We start from the raw sequence: 18,546 nt of genomic DNA, 5'->3' as shown, positions 1-18,546 counted from the left end.
CACGATGGGTCACCCAGGCCCGAAACTCGGATCGGGTGAAAGTCTTGCCAACGGATTGAACACGCGTTTAGCATATTGAACATGCGTTCAGCCGATCTCACCACCGCCGCCAGGATTCGCGATGCCGCGATCGAATTGTTCGGTGAGCAGGGCTTCGGCGTCGGCGTACGGGCCATCGCCGCCGCAGCCGGGGTGTCACCCGGGCTGGTGAACCATCACTTCGGCTCCAAGGACGGCCTGCGCGCGGTCTGCGACGATCGTGTGCTCGAGATCATCCGCGACGAGAAGCTGCGCGCGATCCAGGCGCCCGGTCCCGCGGGGATCTTGAACGCGATGGCCGAGATCGAGATGTACGCACCCCTGGTGGCCTACATACTGCGCAGCTTCCAGGCAGGCGGCCCGCTGTCGGAGTCATTGCTCGAACACATGATCTCCGACGCGGAGCAGTACATGCAGACCGCCGTCGACGAGGGCAAGGCCAAGCCGAGTCGCGACCACGCGGCCCGCGCTCGCTACATCGTGCTCTGCCATGTCGGCGCGATGAACCTCTACCTCCAGATGCGCATGCAGCGCGAAGGAAAACTCGATTACCGCAAGGCGATTCGTGAGCTGTCCGACGAGATCACCTTCCCGGCGCTCGAGCTCTACACCCAAGGATTACTCACCGATTCCACCATGCTCGACACCCTTTTCGAGGAGTAGACGATGCCCTCCCCCACCACCGACCGGGTCATCGATGTCGCGGGCCTGCGAAAGACGTTCGGCCGCTTCACCGCGCTCGACGGACTCGACCTCCACGTCAGCACCGGCGAAATCCACGGTTTCCTCGGTCCCAACGGCGCAGGCAAGTCCACCACCATCCGAATCCTGCTCGGAGTACTGCGCGCGACCGGTGGCGAAGCCGCGGTCTTCGGCCGAGACCCCTGGACCGATGCCGTCGACCTGCATCGCCGGATCGCCTATGTCCCCGGCGATGTCACGCTGTGGCCGTCACTGTCGGGCGGTGAGACGATCGACCTGCTCGCCCGCATGCGCGGCGGGCTGGACGAGTCACGCCGCGGCGAGCTGATCGAACGCTTCGAACTCGACCCCACCAAGAAGGCGCGCACCTATTCCAAGGGCAACCGGCAGAAAGTCGCACTGGTGTCGGCCTTTTCGGCGAACGCGGATCTGCTGATCCTCGACGAGCCCACCTCGGGTCTGGACCCGCTGATGGAGCAGGTCTTCCAGGACTGCGTGCGCGATGCCGCCGCCCGTGGCGCGACGGTGCTGCTGTCGAGCCACATCCTGTCCGAGGTCGAGCACTTGTGCGACCGGGTCACCATCATCCGCGCCGGGCGTACCGTCGAATCCGGTTCGCTCAACGACCTGCGCCATCTGAGCCGCACTGCCATCACCGCCGACCTGATCGGCGATCCCGGCGATCTGAGCACGATGCCCGGGGTCGGCGATGTCGAACGAGACGGTTCGACCCTGCGCTGCCAGGTCGACGCCGACCACCTCGGCGCACTGATCCGGGTACTCGGCGACGCGGGGGTCCGTAGCCTGACCAGCGCACCACCGACGCTAGAGGATCTGTTCCTTCGCCACTACCACGTCGACGACGCCGAGACCGCGGAGAAGGTGCGGGCATGACTGCGACAGCCGCTCTCCCCCGTTTCGCCGGAACTGCTCGCACCGCAGGCGAATTCGCCGGCACCGGCCAGATGCTGCGCCTGTATCTGCGCCGCGACCGGGTGGTCGCGCCGCTGTGGTCGCTGCTGATCGGGCTGATGCCCGCGCTGCAGATCGTGTCGATCAAGGACATCTACACCACCGGAGAACAACTCGACCACTTCGCGGCGACCACGGCGGCCAGCCCCGCGCTGATCGCCATGTACGGACCCGTTTTCAGCTCGGCACTCGGTTCCATCGGCACCTGGAAGGCCGGGGCGATGTACGCGATGATCGCGATCGCCGCGGTACTCACGGTCATCCGCCACACCAGGGTCGAGGAGGAGACCGGGCGCGCGGAACTGGTCGGCGCCACCAGCATCGGCCGCTTCGCCGGCCTCACCGGAGCACTCCTGCTCACCTACGGTGCTTCGGCGGTTGCCGGAATCGTCTGTGCCGCTTCACTGATGGCCACCGATCTGCCTGCCGGAGGGTCGGTCGCCTTCGGCGCCGCACTCGCCGGCTCCGGTGTGGTCTGGGGTGCGGTGGCCGCCGTCGCCGCGCAGGTCAGCACCGGCGCGCGGCTTGCCCGTGGCATCGCGCTGGGCGCACTGGGCGCGGCGTTCGCGGTACGTGCGGTCGGCGATGCGGGAAACGGTGTGCTGTCCTGGTTTTCGCCGCTGGGGTGGTGCCTGCAGATCCGCCCGTTCGCCGACGAACGCTGGTGGGTGCTCGTACCGATGGCTGCCCTCGCCACCGGCGCGACGCTGCTCGCCTATCGGTTGCTGCGGACACGCGATATCGGCGCGGGATTGCTGGCCGACCGCCCCGGACCGGCCGTCGCGGGCACCGCGCTGTCGGGTCCGGTGGGTCTGGCCTGGCGGCTGCAGCGAGGTTCGCTGCTCGCCTGGACGACCGGTTTCGCCCTCTACGGTCTGCTCATCGGCGGTGCGGTCAACAGCATCGGCGGCATGCTCGACGACAGCGGCACCCTGCAGGACGTGGTCACCTCGATGGGCGGGTCGGCCGATCTGGAGAAGTCGTTCATCGCCTACGCCGTCACCATGCTGGCCGCCGCGGCCGCCGCCTACTCCGTGTCGGCGCTGCTGCGATTGCACGAGGAGGAGAACTCCGGGCGCGCGGAGACGGTCCTGGCCGCCGCGGTGAGCCGCGTGCGCTACGCGTCGAGCCACCTGCTGTTCGCGATCGGCGGACCCGCCGTGGCACTGCTGACCGCGGGCCTGGCGATCGGCATTGTCTGGGGCGCGACAGACGGCGATCTCCCCGGCAAGGTCGGCGAGTCCTTGGGCGCGGTCGCGGTACAACTGCCCGCGGTCTGGGTGGTCACCGCCATCGCGATGCTGTTGTTCGGCGCACTGCCCAAGTACGCGGCACTTGCGTGGGGCGTGCTGAGCGCGATGATCGTGATCTTCGTGCTGGGCTCGCTGGGCAGCTTCTCGCAGTGGATCCTCGATCTGGTGCCCTTCGTCCACCCGCCGAAGCTGCCGGGTGCGGCGTTCGACATGGTGCCGATCGGCTACCTGCTCGCCCTCGCGGGGGCGGGGATCGCGGTGGGGCTCATGGCCTTCCGCCGGCGCGACCTGCGCTGACCGGGAGCGCGCGCTCCGCGTAGCCGAGCCGGGGTGGTGAGTCGACTCGCCACCCCGGTTTCAGTACGCGCCGTCGCCGCGGGTGACCGCTCCGATGGTGCGCGCGATCAACGCCAGATCCAGCACCATCGACCAGTTCTCGACATAGGACAGGTCGAGGCGCACCGAGTCCTCCGGCGACAGATCCGACCGTCCGCTGACCTGCCACAACCCGGTGACGCCCGGCTTCACCAGCAGCCGCCGCCGCATCTCCCCGTCGTAGCTGTCGACCTCACGTTGCACCTGCGGCCGTGGCCCGACGACGCTCATGTCGCCGCGCAGCACATTGAAGAACTGGGGCAGCTCGTCGAGGCTGTACTTGCGCAGGAAGCGGCCGACGGCGGTGACCCGCGGATCGTCTTTGACCTTGAAGAACAACGGATTTCCACCGTGGCGCTCGATGAGCGCCTCCACCGCGTGGTCGGCGTCGACGAGCATGCTGCGGAACTTGATCATCCGGAACGGAATACCGTCGCGCCCGATCCGCTCCGACAGGTAGAACACCGGCCCCGCACTCGTCATCTTCACGGCGATCGCGATGGCGGCCAGCATCGGCGCGACGAGCACCAGCACGGTCGCGGCGAAACACACATCGAACAGCGCTTTGCGGCTCGACTTCGCCCGTCCGTAGCGCGGCGGGTCGATGTGCAGCATCGGCATCCCCGCGACGAGGCGGTTGGTCAGCCGCGCCCCCGCGATGTCGGCGATGCCGGGCGCGACGATCAGATCGACGCCGAGAGGATCCAATGCCCATGCCATCCGCCGCAACTCGGCGGGTCCGAGATGGTCGGTCGCAGCCACGGCCACGGAGTCGGCGCCACTGCGGCGCACCGCCTCCAGCACCGAGCGATCGTCGCCGAGCACCGACGGCCCGTCGGACGTATCGAACTGCGCGCTCACCGATCCCGCGGGCACGCAGACACCGACCACGCGATAGCCGGAGCCGGGATCGCCGGTGAACGCCGACGCCATCGCCTGCGCGGCCTCCGGCGAACCCACGACCAGCACCGCGATGTGGCACCGCCCTTGCGCGCGCCACCGCCGCAACCGCCATCGCCACGCCAATCGCCCCACGACCAGCGCGAACAGCCCGGCGGGCAACGCGATGGCGAGATAGCCGCGCGCGACCTCCACCCGGAACAGCAGCGCGAGGATCGCGAGCACACCGAACAGCCGCAGGGTCGCCGACACCAGCCTGCGGAACTCCTCGGTCCCGGTGCCGACCACCTGCGGGGTGCGGCTGCCGTAGCCGTGCAGCAACGCCAGCCACCCGGCGGCCAACGCCAGCGACACCACGGAGTAGCCGACCTCGTAGGGCAGCGGCCACGCCAGCGGCGGCGCGGCGGGACCGCCGAAGCGGATGACCTGTGCCGCCGCGACCGCACCGAACACCGCGATCACATCGGTCACCGCCAACCGCTGGACCAGTGCGCTCTGCCAACTCTCGCGTTGGGTGCGGCGCAGCACCTGGACACCGTTGACAACATCGACGTCGCCACTCCCGGTGAGCTCGTAGCTCATGAACCCACACCTCCCCTTCGGGCGACGAATCGTTTCCCGATCCCCGTCGACCGGAATGCGGCCGTTGCGGCCGTCCTACTTCCCGTCGATTCGATACCCGCCTGCTGATTGTTACAGACCACCAGCAGGGGTTCTTTCCGAAGACTCACCGCCACAAGGGATTCCAGTAGTTAGCCACTTCACAGCGCAATCGGACAGCTATCACCGAACCGCTATTGCCTTTCGATATGAATGCAGGACAATCACTTTCACAAGTGATCGCCATCACAAACAGAGGAGGAATGGTCGTCCTCGCCGACAGTTAGCCGGTGCCGGATCGGCCTGGTATAACTCCGAAAATTACCATGAATCTGTTTCCGCCCGAATGTTTCGGGGCACTCTTTCTGCCCGCCGCGCTGTAACGTCTGTGCCCACTGATCCGACTTCCGGCATGACCGGCATGAGCCGCGACAGCTCGGGTGAACAGGTATGAAGGTGGGGGCTCCACGTGCAATGTCGACTCTGTGACTCCGAACGGCTCACGAGCGTGCTCGACCTGGGCGCCACCCCACCGTGCGAGAGCTTTCTGTCCGCCGCCGAACTCGACCTGCCCGAATCGACGTATCCGCTGCACCTGCGGTTGTGCGAGGACTGCCTGCTGTTACAGATCCCGGCGCTGATCACCCCCGAGGACACCTTCACCGAGTACGCGTACTTCTCCTCGTTCTCCGACAGCTGGGTCCGCCACGCCGAGCAGTTCGTCACCGCGACCGCCGAACGACTCGGCCTCGGCGGCGATTCGTTCGTCGTCGAGGTGGCGAGCAACGACGGCTACCTGCTGCGACACGCGGTCGCGCGCGGCATCCGCTGTCTGGGCATCGAGCCCTCGGTCAATGTCGGACGCGCGGCCCGCGCGGTCGGCGTACCGACGGACACCGCGTTCCTGGAGCAGGATTCGGCCGCACGGATCCGCGCCGAGCACGGACCGGCCGACCTGGTGGTCGCCAACAACGTCTACGCCCACGTACCCGACCTGCGCGGGTTCACCCACGCGCTGCGTACCCTGCTCAGCGACGACGGCTGGTGCAGCATCGAAGTGCACCACGCGCTGAACCTGGTCCAGCTCGGCCAGTTCGACACCATCTACCACGAGCACTTCCAGTACTACACCGTCCATTCGGCGCAGCGCGCGCTGGCGATCGCCGGCCTGACCGTCGTCGACGTGGAACTGCTGGACACCCACGGTGGCTCGATCCGGCTGTGGGCACGCCCCGACGCGGTCGCCGAACCCACCGCCCGGGTCGCCGAGGTCCTCGACCTCGAGCGTGCGGCGGGGCTGCACGAACCCGCCGGCTACGCCGCGCTGGGTGCCCGTGCCGAATCGGTTCGCCACGAGCTGCTGCGTTTCCTGCTCGACTGCCGCGCTGCGGGTAAGCGGGTGGTCGGCTACGGCGCGCCGGGCAAGGGCAACACGCTGCTCAACTACTGCGGCATCCGGCCCGACCTGCTCGAGTACACCGTGGACCGCAACCCCTACAAGCACGGCCGCTACACCCCCGGCACCCGGATTCCGATCCATCCGCCGGAACGCATCGACGCGGACAAGCCCGATGTGGTGCTGGTCCTGCCGTGGAATCTCGAAACCGAGATCACCGCTCAACTCAGCCACGTCGGCGAATGGGGTGGCGAACTGATCTACCCCCTGCCGGTGCTGCATCGCGCCGCCATGGCGGGCGAACCGGTCGCGGCCGGCGCACTCTCCGAATGAAGGTGAACGAACCGATGAAGGTCGTATTGTTCTGTGGCGGATACGGCATGCGCATGCGCGGCGGATCCGACGACGTCGTCCCCAAGCCGATGCAGCTGGTCGGGCCGCGCCCGTTGCTGTGGCACGTGATGCGCTATTACGCGCACTACGGACACACAGAGTTCGTGCTGTGTCTCGGTTACGGCGCCGAGCACATCAAGAACTTCTTTCTCACCTACCAGGAGTCGGCGTCCAACGACTTCGTGATCCGCAACGGTGACGTGGAGCTGCTGGGCAGCGACATCAGCGACTGGACGATCACCTTCGTCGACACCGGCGTCGAATCCGCGATCGGGGAGCGACTGCGCCGCGTGCGCGAGCACCTCGACGGCGACGAATACTTCCTGGCCAACTACGCCGACGTCCTCACCGACGCACCGCTGGACACCATGATCGAGCGTTTCCATGCCTCGGGTGCGGCCGCGTCGATGATGGTGGTGCCGCCGCAGTCCTCGTTCCACTGTGTGGACATCTCGCCGACCGGTGAGGTGAAGGACATCGTGCCGGTGGCGCAGATGCCGCTGTGGGAGAACGGCGGATATTTCGTGCTCAGCCAGGAGATCTTCGATCTGCTGCCCCCTGGCGGCGATCTGGTGGCCGACGCGTGCGGCGCGCTCGCCGGGCAGGGCAGGCTCTTCGGGTATCAGCACATGGGTTTCTGGAAACCGGCCGACACCTTCAAGGAACGCGCCGAACTCGACGACGCCTACCGCAACGGCACCCGGCCGTGGATGGTGTGGGACCGGCCGTGATCGGGCTGTTCACCACCCCGCCGCGCCGGATCGCGGTGCTCGGCGCGCACTGCGACGACATCGCGATCGGGATGGGGGCAACGCTTCTCGCGCTCACCGGCGCCGATCCCGAGGTCGAGGTACGCGCGCTCGTCCTCTCCGGTGGCGGCACCGCACGTGAGGACGAGGAGCGGGCGGCGCTCACCGCGTTATGCTCGGGCAACAAGCCGGAACTGCACGTCCTCGATGTGCCCGACGGCCGCGCGCCCGCGCACTGGGATCGGATCAAGGACGCACTGGCGGTCTTTCGTCGTGGCGGTGAACCCGAGGTGGTGTTCGCGCCGCATCGTGGCGATGCCCACCAGGACCACCGGCTGCTCGCCGAACTGGTGCCCACCGAGTTCCGTGATCACCTGACCCTGGGTTACGAAATCCTCAAATGGGAGACCGACAGTCCGACTCCCACCCTCTACCACCCACTGAGTCACGCACTCGTACAGCAGAAGTCGCGTCTGCTGCACGAACACTATCCGTCGCAGACGGGCCGCGACTGGTTCGACGAACAGGCCTTCCTCGGACTCGCCCGGATGCGTGGCGTGCAGTGCCACGCACCGTATGCCGAGGCGTTCGTGCTCGACAAAGCGATCATCAGATGGGAACAGACGTGAACATGCGGGTACTGGTCACCGGGCACCAGGGCTATCTCGGCACCGTGATGGTGCCGGTGCTGCGGGCGGCGGGCCACCAGGTCACCGGCCTGGACATCGGCTACTTCGCCGACTGCCTGCTCGGCGAATTCGCCGGTGACCCCGACGGGTCGGCGGTGGACCTGCGCGAGGTGAGCGTCGAGCAGCTGCGCGGTTTCGACGCGGTGATCCACCTCGCGGCGTTGTCGAACGATCCCCTGGGCGCCCTGGCGCCGGAGATCACCTACGACATCAACCATCACGCGTCGGTGCGACTGGCCCGCCTCGCCAAGGAGGCCGGGGTGTCGCGGTTCCTCTACGCGTCTACCTGCTCGGTCTACGGCGCCGCCGGAGCCGACCTCGTCACCGAGGACGCCCCGCTGCGCCCGATCACCCCCTACGCCGAGAGCAAAGTCCGCGTCGAAGACGATGTGGCCGCGCTGGCCGACGACAACTTCGTTCCGGTATTCCTGCGCAACGCCACCGCTTTCGGCTTCTCGCCGCGGTTGCGGGCCGACATCGTGCTCAACAATCTGGTCGGCTACGCGGTGCTCACCGGCGAGGTGAAGGTGCTCTCCGACGGCACCCCGTGGCGGCCCCTGGTGCACGCCGCCGACATCGCCGCCGCGTTCGCCACCTGCCTCACCGCGCCCGCCGCCGACATCTCGTGCCGGGCGTTCAACATCGGCACCGAGGTCAACAACCTCACCGTCGCCGAGATCGCCGCCTCGGTGGTCGACGCGGTCCCCGGATCCCGGCTGCTGATCACCGGCGAGAACGGCGCCGACCCACGGTCCTACCGGGTCGACTTCTCCTACGCGCGTGCGGTTCTCGGCTTCGAGGCGCAGTGGACGGTTCCCGCGGGCGCGGCCGAGCTCTACACCGAGTACACCGCGCGCGGACTCACCGCCGACGCGTTCTTCCGCCGGTACACCCGGCTGCCGCACCTGCAGGGCCTGTGCGACTCCGGGGTGCTCGACGCACAGCTGCGCCGGATCAGTGCGCCGGCGTCAGCGTAGCCAGCAGCGCGGCCCAGGTCCCGGCCCGCGCGTCACGTGCGGAGACCGGGCCGACGGGCAACGGCCATGCGATGGCCAGTTCGGGGTCGTCATAGGCGACCCCGAGGTCCTCGGCGGGATCGTGCGGACGGTCGATGCGGTAGCAGACGTCGGCGATCTCGGTGAGCGCTTGGAACCCGTGCAGGAAACCCGGCGGCACATAGAGGTGATGGAACTGCTCGTCGTCGAGCCGAAACGCCTGGCGCGCACCGAAAGTCGGCGAACCGGGACGAATGTCGACGAGCACGTCGTGCACGGCGCCGTGCGCGCACCGCACCAGCTTGGCCTCACCGCGCCCGCCGCGCCCGTGCATGCCACGGATCACCCCGCGCACCGACCGCGACTGCGAATCCTGCACGAAGGCCGCCGCCGCACCCGGTACCCCGAGATGGGCGTCGAACTCGCCCGCGTCGAAGGTACGGGTGAACAACCCCCGCTCGTCCCGGAACGGTTCGGGAACGAGTACCACTACGTCGGCCAATTCGGTCCGCTCGATACGCACGAGGCCATACTCCCATGACCCACCGATGCCGCGGCTGCGCGAAGACCGCGCTCGTTCCCGTCCTCGATCTCGGCGCGGTCCCGGCGGCGGATCACTTTCCGCCACGTGACGCTCCGGTCGCCGCCACCGAATCCGGCCACCCCCTGCGGATGGACCGGTGCGCGGCATGCGGGCTGGCTCAGCTGGCCGACGACGACACTGTCACCGCAGAGCCCCGCGGTATCGAGCCGCTGGCCCTGCGCGACCAGGCCGCCGAGGCGGTGCGTCTGGTGCACACCGCCGGGCTGCTGCGCGGATCGACGGTCACCGAATTCGGTAGCCCGCACGGCGGCACCTGGCTGCCCCTGCTCGCCGAGCACGGCTTCACCGAGAACACCGGGGAACCGGCCGATGTGGTGCTCGACTGCTTCGGGATCATGCACGAACCCGATCAGCGCGCGGCCTTCGCGGCACGGGCCGCGGCGACAGCGCCCGACGGGGTGCTGCTCGTTCAATACCACTCACTGGCCACCATCGTCACGCAGGGACAATGGAACGCGTTGCGGCACGGGCACTTCGCGTACTACTCACTGGCCGCTCTGCGCACCCTGTTGCGGGCGGCGGGGATGAGCGTGGTCACCGCGTGGGAGTTCGACCTCTACGGCGGCACGGTGCTCCTGGCCGTTCGCCACGGCGATCACACCCCCGACGCCACCATCGACAGCCTTCTCGTCGCCGAAGCCGACGCACTGAGCGCGGCCGCCGAGTTGCAGCAGACGGTCGACCGTCACGTCCGCGCCCTGCGCGATTGGCTGGACGCCGGTGCCACGCAGGGCCGTCGGGTCTATGCCTACGGCGCCGCGTCGCGCGCGGTGGCGCTGCTGAGCATGGCGGGCGCGCACCGCGGCCTGCTCGCCGGTGTCGCCGACGCCGCTCCGGGAAAGCAGGGCTGCCGGATGCCCGGCACCGATGTGCCCATCATCTCCCCCGCCGAACTGGTCGCCGCCGAGCCCGACGTCGTGCTGCTGACGCTGCCGGACCTGCTCGCCGAGGTGAGCGCCGCACTGCCCGAACTCGACGGGCGGTGGATGATCGACGATCCGGCGGGCCCACGCAACCGAGACAGGCATGGCAAGACTGTGGGATAGCCGACCTTATGTCGATCGGCGCATGATCGCAGGACGTGGGATACTCGGAAATGCCCAGCGCCGCACCATGATCGAGTTCGGGTCACCGCTGGACCGCCGCAGTGTCGCGGTGGCCGGTGCCCGGGTCGCAAGGGGAAATGCGGCGCCGAACGCAGCGTTCGACGGGCGAGTGTCCAGGGGAAGAATTCTGATGAGGGGAACCACCGTGCTCGCACCACGCGCGCTCCGGATCGCGGCGATGGTATCGGCCATCGCTGTCGGTCTCGCCATGGGGTCAGGCGCCGCTGCTGCCGGAATCGACAGCAGCAGTACTGTTCTCGACGGCAAGAACCGCACCGTCGAGGCGATCCAGTCCGACACCCGGATCGACTTCGTCGCACCACTGGACGGCAATCCGCTCACCCGCGAATGGTTCCACAGCGGCGCGGCCTCCTACCTGGTCACCGGCCCCGACGCCGAGACCTGGTCCGGTCGCATCACGCTCGGCTATCAGGTCGGCTACCCCGCCACCCTCGACGGCAGGATCAAGTTCGAGTGGTCCACCCCGAGCCTCGGCCTCGAGGTCGGCGCCGACGGCCCCACCGTGAAGCTCGACGGCCTCATCCCGCGCGCGGGCATCGAACTCGCCGCCGGCTTCGGCCCCGGCATCCAGGAGGTCGAGGTCGCGGGCGGTGATATCGCCGGAGCCGAAGGTGTACTGCGTCTTTCGGGTTTCCACGGCACTGTCACCGGTGTGCTCGGCCAGACCAATGTCCGCCCATTCGTGCGGATCGTCGGCTCGTCCGGCGACACCGTCGTCACCTACGGCAAGACCTTCTCGATCTGATCACGACCCGATGGACCCGGCGAGCGAACTCACTCGCCGGGTCCGTCGCTGTCACGGTGCCGTGCCGAGCAGTGCGTCGAGCATCTGCGGCAGCGTGCGGGACCGATCGTGTGCCGCCGCGACACGAGCCCGACCGTCCTCGTGCAAGCGCGACCGCAACCGCGGGTCACCGGTGACCCGCTCGATCGCCGCCCGCAAGGCGACCGGATCGGCGGGGGGAACGCACACCATGACGCGGTCGTCGGCGTAACCACCGTGATCGGTGGCGATCACCGGGACACCCAGGCTCATCGCCTCGAGGACGACGAGCTGACCGGCCTCGGGCAGCACGCTGGCCGAGATCACCGCGTCCCAGCCCCGCAGGGTGGTCATCGCGTCGACCTGACCGAGAAAGGCGACCCGACCGGCGAGGTCGGGCTGCTCGGCGCGCTCGCGGAGCTCGGCCAGATACGTCACGTCACCGGGCAATGCCCGACCGGCGATTTCGAGTCGCACCTCGGGCAACCCCGCGACGGCCTCCAGCAGAACGTGGTGGCCCTTCCATGAGGTCACCACCCCCAGGATGCCGACCACCGGTGGCGTGCGCTCGATGACGGGCGCGGGTTCGACCGGCCAGGTCACGCCGTTGCACACGACATCGACATCGAAGCCGCGCCGGCGCAGCGGCTCCGCGGCGGTCTCGGAGACCGCGATGGCGTGGCCCACCGCGGCACGACCGGCCCAGGCTGCGCCGTATTGCCGTCGGCTGGCGAGGATGTCGTGGACCAACCAGGCCGCCGAGCGCCGATGCGGACAGGCCAGCGCCAGCGCGGGCAACGCCATGGTGGAATTGACGATGATCCGGGTTCGGCTGTCGCGCAGCGGCTTCCGAAGCCGCCATGCCGCACCGATCCAGTTCTTCAGCATCACCAGCGCGGCGGTCAACCGGCGCAGGCCCCGTTCACCCGCCAGCCCCAGCCCGGCGATGCCGATGTGCTCGACTGCGGCGGGCAGCCGTTCCCGCAACGGACCGTCCGGGCAGGCGACCCGCACCCGGTAGCCACGTTCCAGCGCCAAGTCCACGAGGGCCAGCATCACGTTCTCCGCGCCCGACGCCTGTCCGGTGTGAGCGACGAACACCAGCTCGCGCCCGTGGTCACTGTCCCGCACGGAGCACCTCCGCGCGGGCGCGGACCTGCGCCAGTGCCGGTTTCGCCGAATAGTCGCGACGGAGCATGCCGAAGTTGTCCTCCAGGTTCTGGCGATCGTCGCCCGCGTCGATCAGGGAGTAGACGAAAACAGGGCCGATATTGGGCATCGCCGCCATCGAGTCCAGGCCGCCGCCGAGTATCTCGGCTTGGGTCTGCTCGTCGACCGCGCGTGCTCCGGTACCGGTCGGCGCGCCGAATTCGGTGGGCCACAACCGCTTCGATGTGTCGCCGCGCGCGTCCATGATCGCCCGAATTCGAGTCAGGTTCTGGAAGGCGTTGTCCCGGCTCGGTGACGAGGGCAGTTCCGGATAGGAGTAGGGGTGCACCGCGATGGCGTCGAAGTCGAGAGCCGAGCCCAGCGCGTAGAGGCGCTCGATGAACGTCGACGGCGCGATGTCGCGGCCGTTGTCGGCGGCGGGCGCCAAGCCACCGACCAACACCTGACCACCCGGCTGGCGGGTGCGCACGGCCGTCGCCGCCTGGTGGAGCAGCTGGGCGTACAGACCCACATGGGGCAACGGCGCGAAGAAGCTGGTGACATTGGGCTCGTTCCAGACCTCCCAGTGTTTGATCTGATCGCGGTAGCGCTCGACCGCGTCGGCGACGAACTGGCCGAACAGCGCGGGGTACGGGGCGACCTTGTTTCCGCCGGGCCCCGGGTCCTGACGTGCCCACGGCGGTGAGTAGGTGAGGATGGCCAGCACGTGCAGCCCATGGGCGCGCGCCGACCGCACCACCCGATCGGTCATCGACCAGTCCTTGCGGCCACGATCGTGCTCGATGAGCGACCAGTCCAGGTCCATCCTGATCCAGGTGGCGCCCGCGTCGACCACGCCCTTCATCTGGCGGTCCAATTCGCCGGTGCTCAGTGTGAGCCACGAGTGCCCGCCCGCGATGCCGAGTCCGGTCTCGTTCACGCGCTCATCGAGCACGGTCGACATCGTCGGTGTCCCGCATCCGAGCAGGGAGAGGGTGAGAGCCACGGTGGTGATCATCCGAGCGAATCGCCACAGTGTCATCAGATTTCGGCCCTCGCACGCTTCGTATCGTCAATCCGTCGGTCCAGCGCACAACGCAGCCGGCGAGGAAAAGGTACAACACACCGGCCACCGTCGAGGTGACAATCCATGGCGGCTCCCACCGCTGCTGAATCATCGTCGCGGGGACGATCACCGCGGCGGCGACGGCGCTGACCGACACCACCGAGGTGACCGGGATCAACCGCCCGATCCGCACCGTGGCGACGAGCGCGAGCCACACCCCGATCAGCAGAACGACATTGGCCACCAGACCGGCGACGGCCGCGCCTTCGAACGACAGCCACGCGATCAGCGGCCACGACAACGCCAGGTCGACCGCCAACGCGAGCAACGCGATCCAGGGAATCAGGTAGTTGCGCCCGGCAGCCATCAGCGCGACCAGGCCCAGATGGGCCAGCGCGCCGAGCAGTCCGCCGATGATCTGGTAGCGACTCGCGTCGACCGCGGACACGAACTTCGCACCGAAGAGCAGGTCGATCACCTGGGTCGCGACCGGCCAGAAGGCGACCAGCGCGGCAAGACCGAGGGCCGTCAGCGCGGCACCCGACTGGCGGAAGTAGCGCCGGAATCCGGTGGGGTCGGCCGGCCATACCGCGATCAGCAGCGTGGTCAACGGGGCGACGACAGCGATCGCCGCGGTGTCGACGAGGTCGGCGAATTTCATGCCGACCGCGAACATCCCGACGGATTCGAAGGTGTCGAAATGACCCAGCAGCAGCAGGCCGACCTTCTGCAGCATGATGATCAAGGCCAGGCCGATGCTCAGCGGCAGCGCCTCGCGCAGCATGCCGCCCCACCAGCGCAGTTCGACGCGGCGCGCCGGGATCGGTCCACCGAGCCCCCGCCCCACGCCGACGATCTTGATCGCGATGGCGATCAGTTCGTACACCACGGCGGGGATCACCACGATCAGCAAGGTCGGTGCCCACAGCACCGCCACGACGGTCAGCGCCACCTGGACAAGGCGGGCGATCGACTCCGCCGCGGCGACCAAGGTCAAGCGCATGGTCGACTGGAACAGCACGGTGAGCGCGTTGCTCGGCGTCGCGACCACCACGACCAGCCCCGCGATGGCTGTCGCCGCGATGACCTGCGGTGGACAACCGAGCACCACCACATAGCCCATGGCCACCCCGTAGCCCAGCAGCCCGAGTACGGTCCGCAGCGCGATGAACGAGCTCGCGATCTCGGCGACCTCGGCGGGCTCGCCGTGCACGAGTTTGCCGATGACCGCGCGCCCGACACCCAGATCGGTGACGATCGCGAGCATGCCGAGCAGACCGAACACGAAGGAGAAGTAGCCCCATTCGACCGCGGGCAGCATGCGGGCGGTGAGCATGGTGCCGAGCAGGCCGAGCACCGCGGCGAAGATCCGGCTGGCCAGCATCGCGGCGGTGTTGTTGGCGGCGGCCCGGCCCGACAGCGCGGCGCGGCCCCCGATCGGGCGATCGGGAACCGACGGTTTCGCCTCGGTCGTCACGGAATCAACCCGGCGCCGCGATAGGCGCCGACCGTCGCCTCGGCGGTGGCCCGCCAGCTCAGCGTCGACGCCGCGGCGAGACCACGCTCGCGCAGTGCGGTGTTACCGACGCTGTCGTGCAGCAGTGGGCGCACGGCCGCCGTCCACGACTCGACATTCGCGCGCGCGACCAGCACGGCGCCGTCGCCACAGACCTGTGGCAGCGCGCCGACCGCGCTGGCCACCACCGCGCCACCGCACGCCATGGCCTCCACCGGCGGCAGCCCGAATCCTTCGTACTCCGAGCAGTAGGCCACCACGGTCGCGGCCGCGTACAGCGCGGGCAGATCGGCGGCGTCGACATAACCGAGACCGATCGCGGTGGCCGGGGCCTGCGGACCGGTGGATCCGGCCCCGGCCAGCACGAGCGGAATGTCGAGGGCACGCGCCACTTCCGCGAGCATCCCGACCTGTTTGCGCGGCTCGACGGTCCCCACCTGCAGGATGAATCGAGGCGGCAGGTCGTAGTCGGCACGCACCCGGTCCACCGCGGAGGCCTCGGGGACGCGCGCCCAGTCGGCGGGAGCGAGCGGCACGACGACCGCCGTACGGCCGAACTTGTCCGCGATCCGTTCGGCGGTGAATTCCGATACCGCGATCAGCAGATCGGCCCGCATCAACGACGTCCGGACCAGCAGCTGTTCTCCGCGCGCCCGATAGCGGCTGAACGCCCACGGCACATCGAAAACCGACAGGTCGTGCACCGTGGCGACCGTGGCGCGCGGCCCGACCAGCGGAAGGTCGACATCGAGGCCGTGGAACACATCGAATCCGCGCAGCGGCGCGACGCCGTGCCACGCGCGGCGAGCACCCGCCGCCACCGGCCGCGACACCGCCGAGACGGTGGACGGCAGCGAACTCGCCGCGTCGGCTTGGACCAGCGCCGACAGCTCGGCACCCGGCAACAGCGCGGGCAACTGCGCCAGCAGTTCCCGCTGATACGTCGATACCCCGGCGCCGTCGGGTCGGTAGGCCAACGCCCCGAAACACACGGTGGGCCGGCTGTTCGCAGCAGAATTCATGACACCTGTTCGGGGACGGGGCTGCGCTCGACGGCCTGGGCTGGGGAGTGCTGGGAGACCGCGCAGCCGACGACCGCGGCGAGCAACCAGAAGTAGAAATCGCTGGGAAAGATCTCGAAGTAGCTCGACGCGACCGCCGCGACCGCACTCGACAACACGGCCGCCGCGACCCCGAGGGCCAGTGCGGCGTCGTTGCCGGTCATCGTGCGCGCCGAACGCAGCGCGAGCAGATAGATCACCACCAGGATCGCGCAGAACAACCACACCCCGATCGGCCCGAGTTCGATGAGCAGCTTCACGTAGTAGTTGTCGGGTTGGTACGGGCGCCCGTAGATCTGGACTTCGCCGGTGGCATAGGGCAATTTCTCGGCGGCCGGGCCGAGCTCGGCGACGAGTTGGGCCGCCTTGGCCGCCCCCGTGGAGCCGAGGCCCTCACCGAACGGATGACTCGGAACCGTTCTGGTCACGACCTTCCACCCGGTCTCGCGCGCGGCCAGGCTGTCCGAGGACAACAGCGAACTGCGCGCCTGCGACGACGCCCCGACGCCGGCCACCACGATCAACGCGACCCCGCCGATGATCACCGCTTTGAGTTGTCGCCGATAGCGGACAACCGCGAGCACCAGCACACCGATCAGCAACCCGAGGAGCGCGGCGCGCACGACGCTGGCCGCGACACCGGCCACCAGCACCGGAGTCGTCAGCAGGAACAGTCGATTGCGTAGCCGTCGCGGCGCGGCCAGCGCGACTGATCCGCCCACCAGCAAGACGGTGACCAGATAGAACGCGAACGGGAACGGTTGGTTGAACGATCCGAACGAGCGCATCAGACCACCGGAGAACCGGATCGTCTCGTTGAATTTGTAGCCCATTTCCGCGAGCCCGGCCGGCCCGATCGCCTGCTGCGCCAAACCGAAGACCGCGATTCCGACCGACTCGACCATCATGATCGTGATGAGCAGATCGCGATCGCGCGCGGTGAACGGCCGCAGGTACAGGATCAGCGGCACCACGATGAAGTAGAAGAACGTGATCTTGATCGCGAAAATGCCCAGAATTCCCGCAGTCAGGAACGCCGAACCGACCCCGAACACACACAGCACCACGCCGATCGACCACCACGGCAACGCCGGACGCGGGTCGACTCGCCCGTGGGGCACGAACGCCGCCACCGCGAGGGTGAGCAGCAGCATCGCTTCTTTCCAGCCGTCGACCCGCATCCACGCCGGCGCGATCAGCAGCAATCCGTTGAACGGCACCAACGCCGCCACCAGCAACACCCCGCGTTGGGGCCGATCCCAGATCCAGCGCAGGAAGACCCATGCCACCGGCAGGGCCACCACGTACAACAGGGAGCTCACTGCCGCGCGCCTCGCCCGAACAACCGCGCGGCCCGCGCCGATACCCGGACCAGCGCCTGGCGCAGCACGCGACCGTCGCCGATCAGGACATCGATCACACCGACGCGGTCAGCGAACTGCCGATGGTGATGGTGGTTGAACCGCAGCACGTCGGCGAATTTGCTCGCCGACGATGTCGTACTCGAGTAGTTGAACACCGACGCGCGGTTGATCGCGAGCACCCGATCGTGGCCGAAGAACTCTCCGCGTCCGCACAGCCGCGCGACCAGGTCGACATCCATCGCGTACAGGAAGTCCGCGCGAAAACCGGTGGTAGCGGCGAAATCAGCGCGACGGAACAGGAACGCCGCGGTCGGGCACACGTCGTCGGGTAGTTTGCGCACCAGCGTGCGCAGCACGGTCCGCGACGAGCATCGACCCACCAGTCCTGGCAGCCCGCGCCCCCGCGCGAGGACCACACCGTCGTCGTCGACGACGTCGAACTTGGCGCCTACGACCGCGATCTCGCGATCGTCCATCGACTCGACCTGCGCCGACAGGCAGCCCGGGGCGATCATGTCGTCGGCGCAGACCAGCTTGACCAGCTCGCCGCCGGCCAGTTCGATCGCCCGATTCCAGTTCTGCTCGATCGGCAAGGTGGTGTCGTTGGTGTACAACCGAATGCGCGCATCGTCGAACGCCCGCACGAGATCACCCGTGCCATCGGTGCTCGCGTTGTCGACGACCACGATCTCTAGGTCGTCGAAATCCTGCGCGCTGATCGACTCCAGCGTCTCGACAATCGTGCGCGCCGCGTTGAAGGCCGGTACACATACCGACACTCGAACCCCCACAGCCGTTACCCCTCAATGACATCCATTTGCCGACGGCTCAGC

At 68.4% G+C, this 18,546-nt stretch carries 17 protein-coding genes; 9 read left to right on the top strand and 8 right to left on the bottom strand.

The features are described from left to right. The first annotated feature begins 81 nt into the window (after positions 1-81). From ACWGCN_RS17680 to ACWGCN_RS17670, 3 genes are read left to right on the top strand one after another with little or no spacing between them, the layout of a single operon-like run. The gene (locus ACWGCN_RS17680) at positions 82-702 is read left to right on the top strand and encodes a TetR/AcrR family transcriptional regulator (protein WP_379314630.1); all 621 of its coding nucleotides are present in this window, start codon (positions 82-84) and stop codon (positions 700-702) included. A gap of 3 nt (positions 703-705) precedes the next feature. After that, positions 706-1,635 (top strand): ABC transporter ATP-binding protein, encoded by a 930-nt coding sequence (locus ACWGCN_RS17675; protein ID WP_378991900.1) that lies wholly within the window; start codon positions 706-708, stop codon positions 1,633-1,635. Further along, positions 1,632-3,263 (top strand): ABC transporter permease, encoded by a 1,632-nt coding sequence (locus ACWGCN_RS17670; RefSeq protein WP_449961308.1) that lies wholly within the window; start codon positions 1,632-1,634, stop codon positions 3,261-3,263. The genes ACWGCN_RS17675 and ACWGCN_RS17670 overlap by 4 nt, the downstream gene beginning before the upstream one ends. A gap of 60 nt (positions 3,264-3,323) precedes the next feature. On the opposite strand, the gene ACWGCN_RS17665 is transcribed toward ACWGCN_RS17670, so the two are convergent. Beyond that, the gene (locus ACWGCN_RS17665) at positions 3,324-4,823 is read right to left on the bottom strand and encodes a sugar transferase (RefSeq protein WP_387447406.1); all 1,500 of its coding nucleotides are present in this window, start codon (positions 4,821-4,823) and stop codon (positions 3,324-3,326) included. 487 nt (positions 4,824-5,310) lie between these two features. Between ACWGCN_RS17665 and ACWGCN_RS17660 the strand changes: the two genes are divergently transcribed. The 4 genes from ACWGCN_RS17660 to ACWGCN_RS17645 are packed head-to-tail and all read left to right on the top strand — an operon-like array spanning position 5,311 to position 9,045. Beyond that, positions 5,311-6,570, top strand: coding sequence for a methyltransferase domain-containing protein (locus ACWGCN_RS17660; protein ID WP_379312904.1), 1,260 nt, complete (start codon positions 5,311-5,313; stop codon positions 6,568-6,570). Between the two features lie 14 nt (positions 6,571-6,584). Then, the gene (locus tag ACWGCN_RS17655) at positions 6,585-7,361 is read left to right on the top strand and encodes a glycosyltransferase family protein (RefSeq protein ID WP_379312903.1); all 777 of its coding nucleotides are present in this window, start codon (positions 6,585-6,587) and stop codon (positions 7,359-7,361) included. Continuing rightward, complete coding sequence (locus ACWGCN_RS17650; RefSeq protein WP_379312907.1) at positions 7,358-8,008, top strand: PIG-L deacetylase family protein; 651 nt, start codon at positions 7,358-7,360, stop codon at positions 8,006-8,008. Before ACWGCN_RS17655 ends, ACWGCN_RS17650 begins: the two co-directional genes overlap by 4 nt. 2 nt (positions 8,009-8,010) lie before the next feature. Further along, complete coding sequence (locus ACWGCN_RS17645; protein ID WP_387447465.1) at positions 8,011-9,045, top strand: NAD-dependent epimerase/dehydratase family protein; 1,035 nt, start codon at positions 8,011-8,013, stop codon at positions 9,043-9,045. Here ACWGCN_RS17645 and ACWGCN_RS17640 read toward each other — a convergent pair. Then, positions 9,023-9,586 (bottom strand): dTDP-4-dehydrorhamnose 3,5-epimerase family protein, encoded by a 564-nt coding sequence (locus ACWGCN_RS17640; protein ID WP_378991895.1) that lies wholly within the window; start codon positions 9,584-9,586, stop codon positions 9,023-9,025. The genes ACWGCN_RS17645 and ACWGCN_RS17640 overlap by 23 nt on opposite strands. A gap of 14 nt (positions 9,587-9,600) precedes the next feature. Here ACWGCN_RS17640 and ACWGCN_RS17635 point away from each other — a divergent pair, with 14 nt between their 5' ends. Both ACWGCN_RS17635 and ACWGCN_RS17630 read left to right on the top strand, forming a co-directional pair. Continuing rightward, entirely contained in the window at positions 9,601-10,713 is a 1,113-nt protein-coding gene (locus tag ACWGCN_RS17635; RefSeq protein ID WP_452458146.1) for a class I SAM-dependent methyltransferase, read from the top strand. A gap of 190 nt (positions 10,714-10,903) precedes the next feature. Further along, positions 10,904-11,539: an MspA family porin gene (locus ACWGCN_RS17630; RefSeq protein WP_378991893.1), complete on the top strand. Its 636-nt coding sequence runs from the start codon at positions 10,904-10,906 to the stop codon at positions 11,537-11,539. 51 nt (positions 11,540-11,590) lie between these two features. On the opposite strand, the gene ACWGCN_RS17625 is transcribed toward ACWGCN_RS17630, so the two are convergent. From ACWGCN_RS17625 to ACWGCN_RS17600, 6 genes are read right to left on the bottom strand one after another with little or no spacing between them, the layout of a single operon-like run. Continuing rightward, positions 11,591-12,688, bottom strand: coding sequence for a glycosyltransferase family 4 protein (locus ACWGCN_RS17625; protein WP_452458145.1), 1,098 nt, complete (start codon positions 12,686-12,688; stop codon positions 11,591-11,593). Next, positions 12,675-13,712 carry a beta-xylosidase gene (locus ACWGCN_RS17620; protein WP_452458144.1) on the bottom strand — a complete coding sequence of 346 codons (1,038 nt, stop codon included), beginning with the start codon at positions 13,710-13,712 and terminating at the stop codon, positions 12,675-12,677. The genes ACWGCN_RS17625 and ACWGCN_RS17620 overlap by 14 nt, the downstream gene beginning before the upstream one ends. After that, positions 13,651-15,249, bottom strand: coding sequence for an oligosaccharide flippase family protein (locus ACWGCN_RS17615; protein WP_452458143.1), 1,599 nt, complete (start codon positions 15,247-15,249; stop codon positions 13,651-13,653). Before ACWGCN_RS17615 ends, ACWGCN_RS17620 begins: the two co-directional genes overlap by 62 nt. Then, positions 15,246-16,310, bottom strand: a complete 1,065-nt coding sequence (locus ACWGCN_RS17610; protein WP_449961288.1) for a glycosyltransferase family 4 protein — start codon at positions 16,308-16,310, stop codon at positions 15,246-15,248. The genes ACWGCN_RS17615 and ACWGCN_RS17610 overlap by 4 nt, the downstream gene beginning before the upstream one ends. Further along, a complete protein-coding gene (locus tag ACWGCN_RS17605; protein ID WP_452458142.1) occupies positions 16,307-17,671 on the bottom strand; it encodes an O-antigen ligase family protein in 1,365 nt (454 codons plus the stop codon). Before ACWGCN_RS17605 ends, ACWGCN_RS17610 begins: the two co-directional genes overlap by 4 nt. After that, the gene (locus ACWGCN_RS17600) at positions 17,668-18,504 is read right to left on the bottom strand and encodes a glycosyltransferase family 2 protein (RefSeq protein WP_452458141.1); all 837 of its coding nucleotides are present in this window, start codon (positions 18,502-18,504) and stop codon (positions 17,668-17,670) included. Before ACWGCN_RS17600 ends, ACWGCN_RS17605 begins: the two co-directional genes overlap by 4 nt. Positions 18,505-18,546: the final 42 nt, after the last annotated feature.

The organism is Nocardia sp. NPDC055050, from assembly GCF_053608345.1.
This window is presented reverse-complemented; position numbering and strand designations above follow the sequence as displayed.

Coding starts and splice junctions, on each gene's coding strand:
- ACWGCN_RS17645 (WP_387447465.1), top strand. CDS start 8,011: ATGCGGGTACTGGTCACCGGGCACCAGGGCTATCTCGGCACCGTGATG.
- ACWGCN_RS17610 (WP_449961288.1), bottom strand. CDS start 16,310: ATGAATTCTGCTGCGAACAGCCGGCCCACCGTGTGTTTCGGGGCGTTG.
- ACWGCN_RS17670 (WP_449961308.1), top strand. CDS start 1,632: ATGACTGCGACAGCCGCTCTCCCCCGTTTCGCCGGAACTGCTCGCACC.
- ACWGCN_RS17630 (WP_378991893.1), top strand. CDS start 10,904: ATGAGGGGAACCACCGTGCTCGCACCACGCGCGCTCCGGATCGCGGCG.
- ACWGCN_RS17665 (WP_387447406.1), bottom strand. CDS start 4,823: ATGAGCTACGAGCTCACCGGGAGTGGCGACGTCGATGTTGTCAACGGT.
- ACWGCN_RS17680 (WP_379314630.1), top strand. CDS start 82: ATGCGTTCAGCCGATCTCACCACCGCCGCCAGGATTCGCGATGCCGCG.
- ACWGCN_RS17635 (WP_452458146.1), top strand. CDS start 9,601: ATGACCCACCGATGCCGCGGCTGCGCGAAGACCGCGCTCGTTCCCGTC.
- ACWGCN_RS17675 (WP_378991900.1), top strand. CDS start 706: ATGCCCTCCCCCACCACCGACCGGGTCATCGATGTCGCGGGCCTGCGA.
- ACWGCN_RS17655 (WP_379312903.1), top strand. CDS start 6,585: ATGAAGGTCGTATTGTTCTGTGGCGGATACGGCATGCGCATGCGCGGC.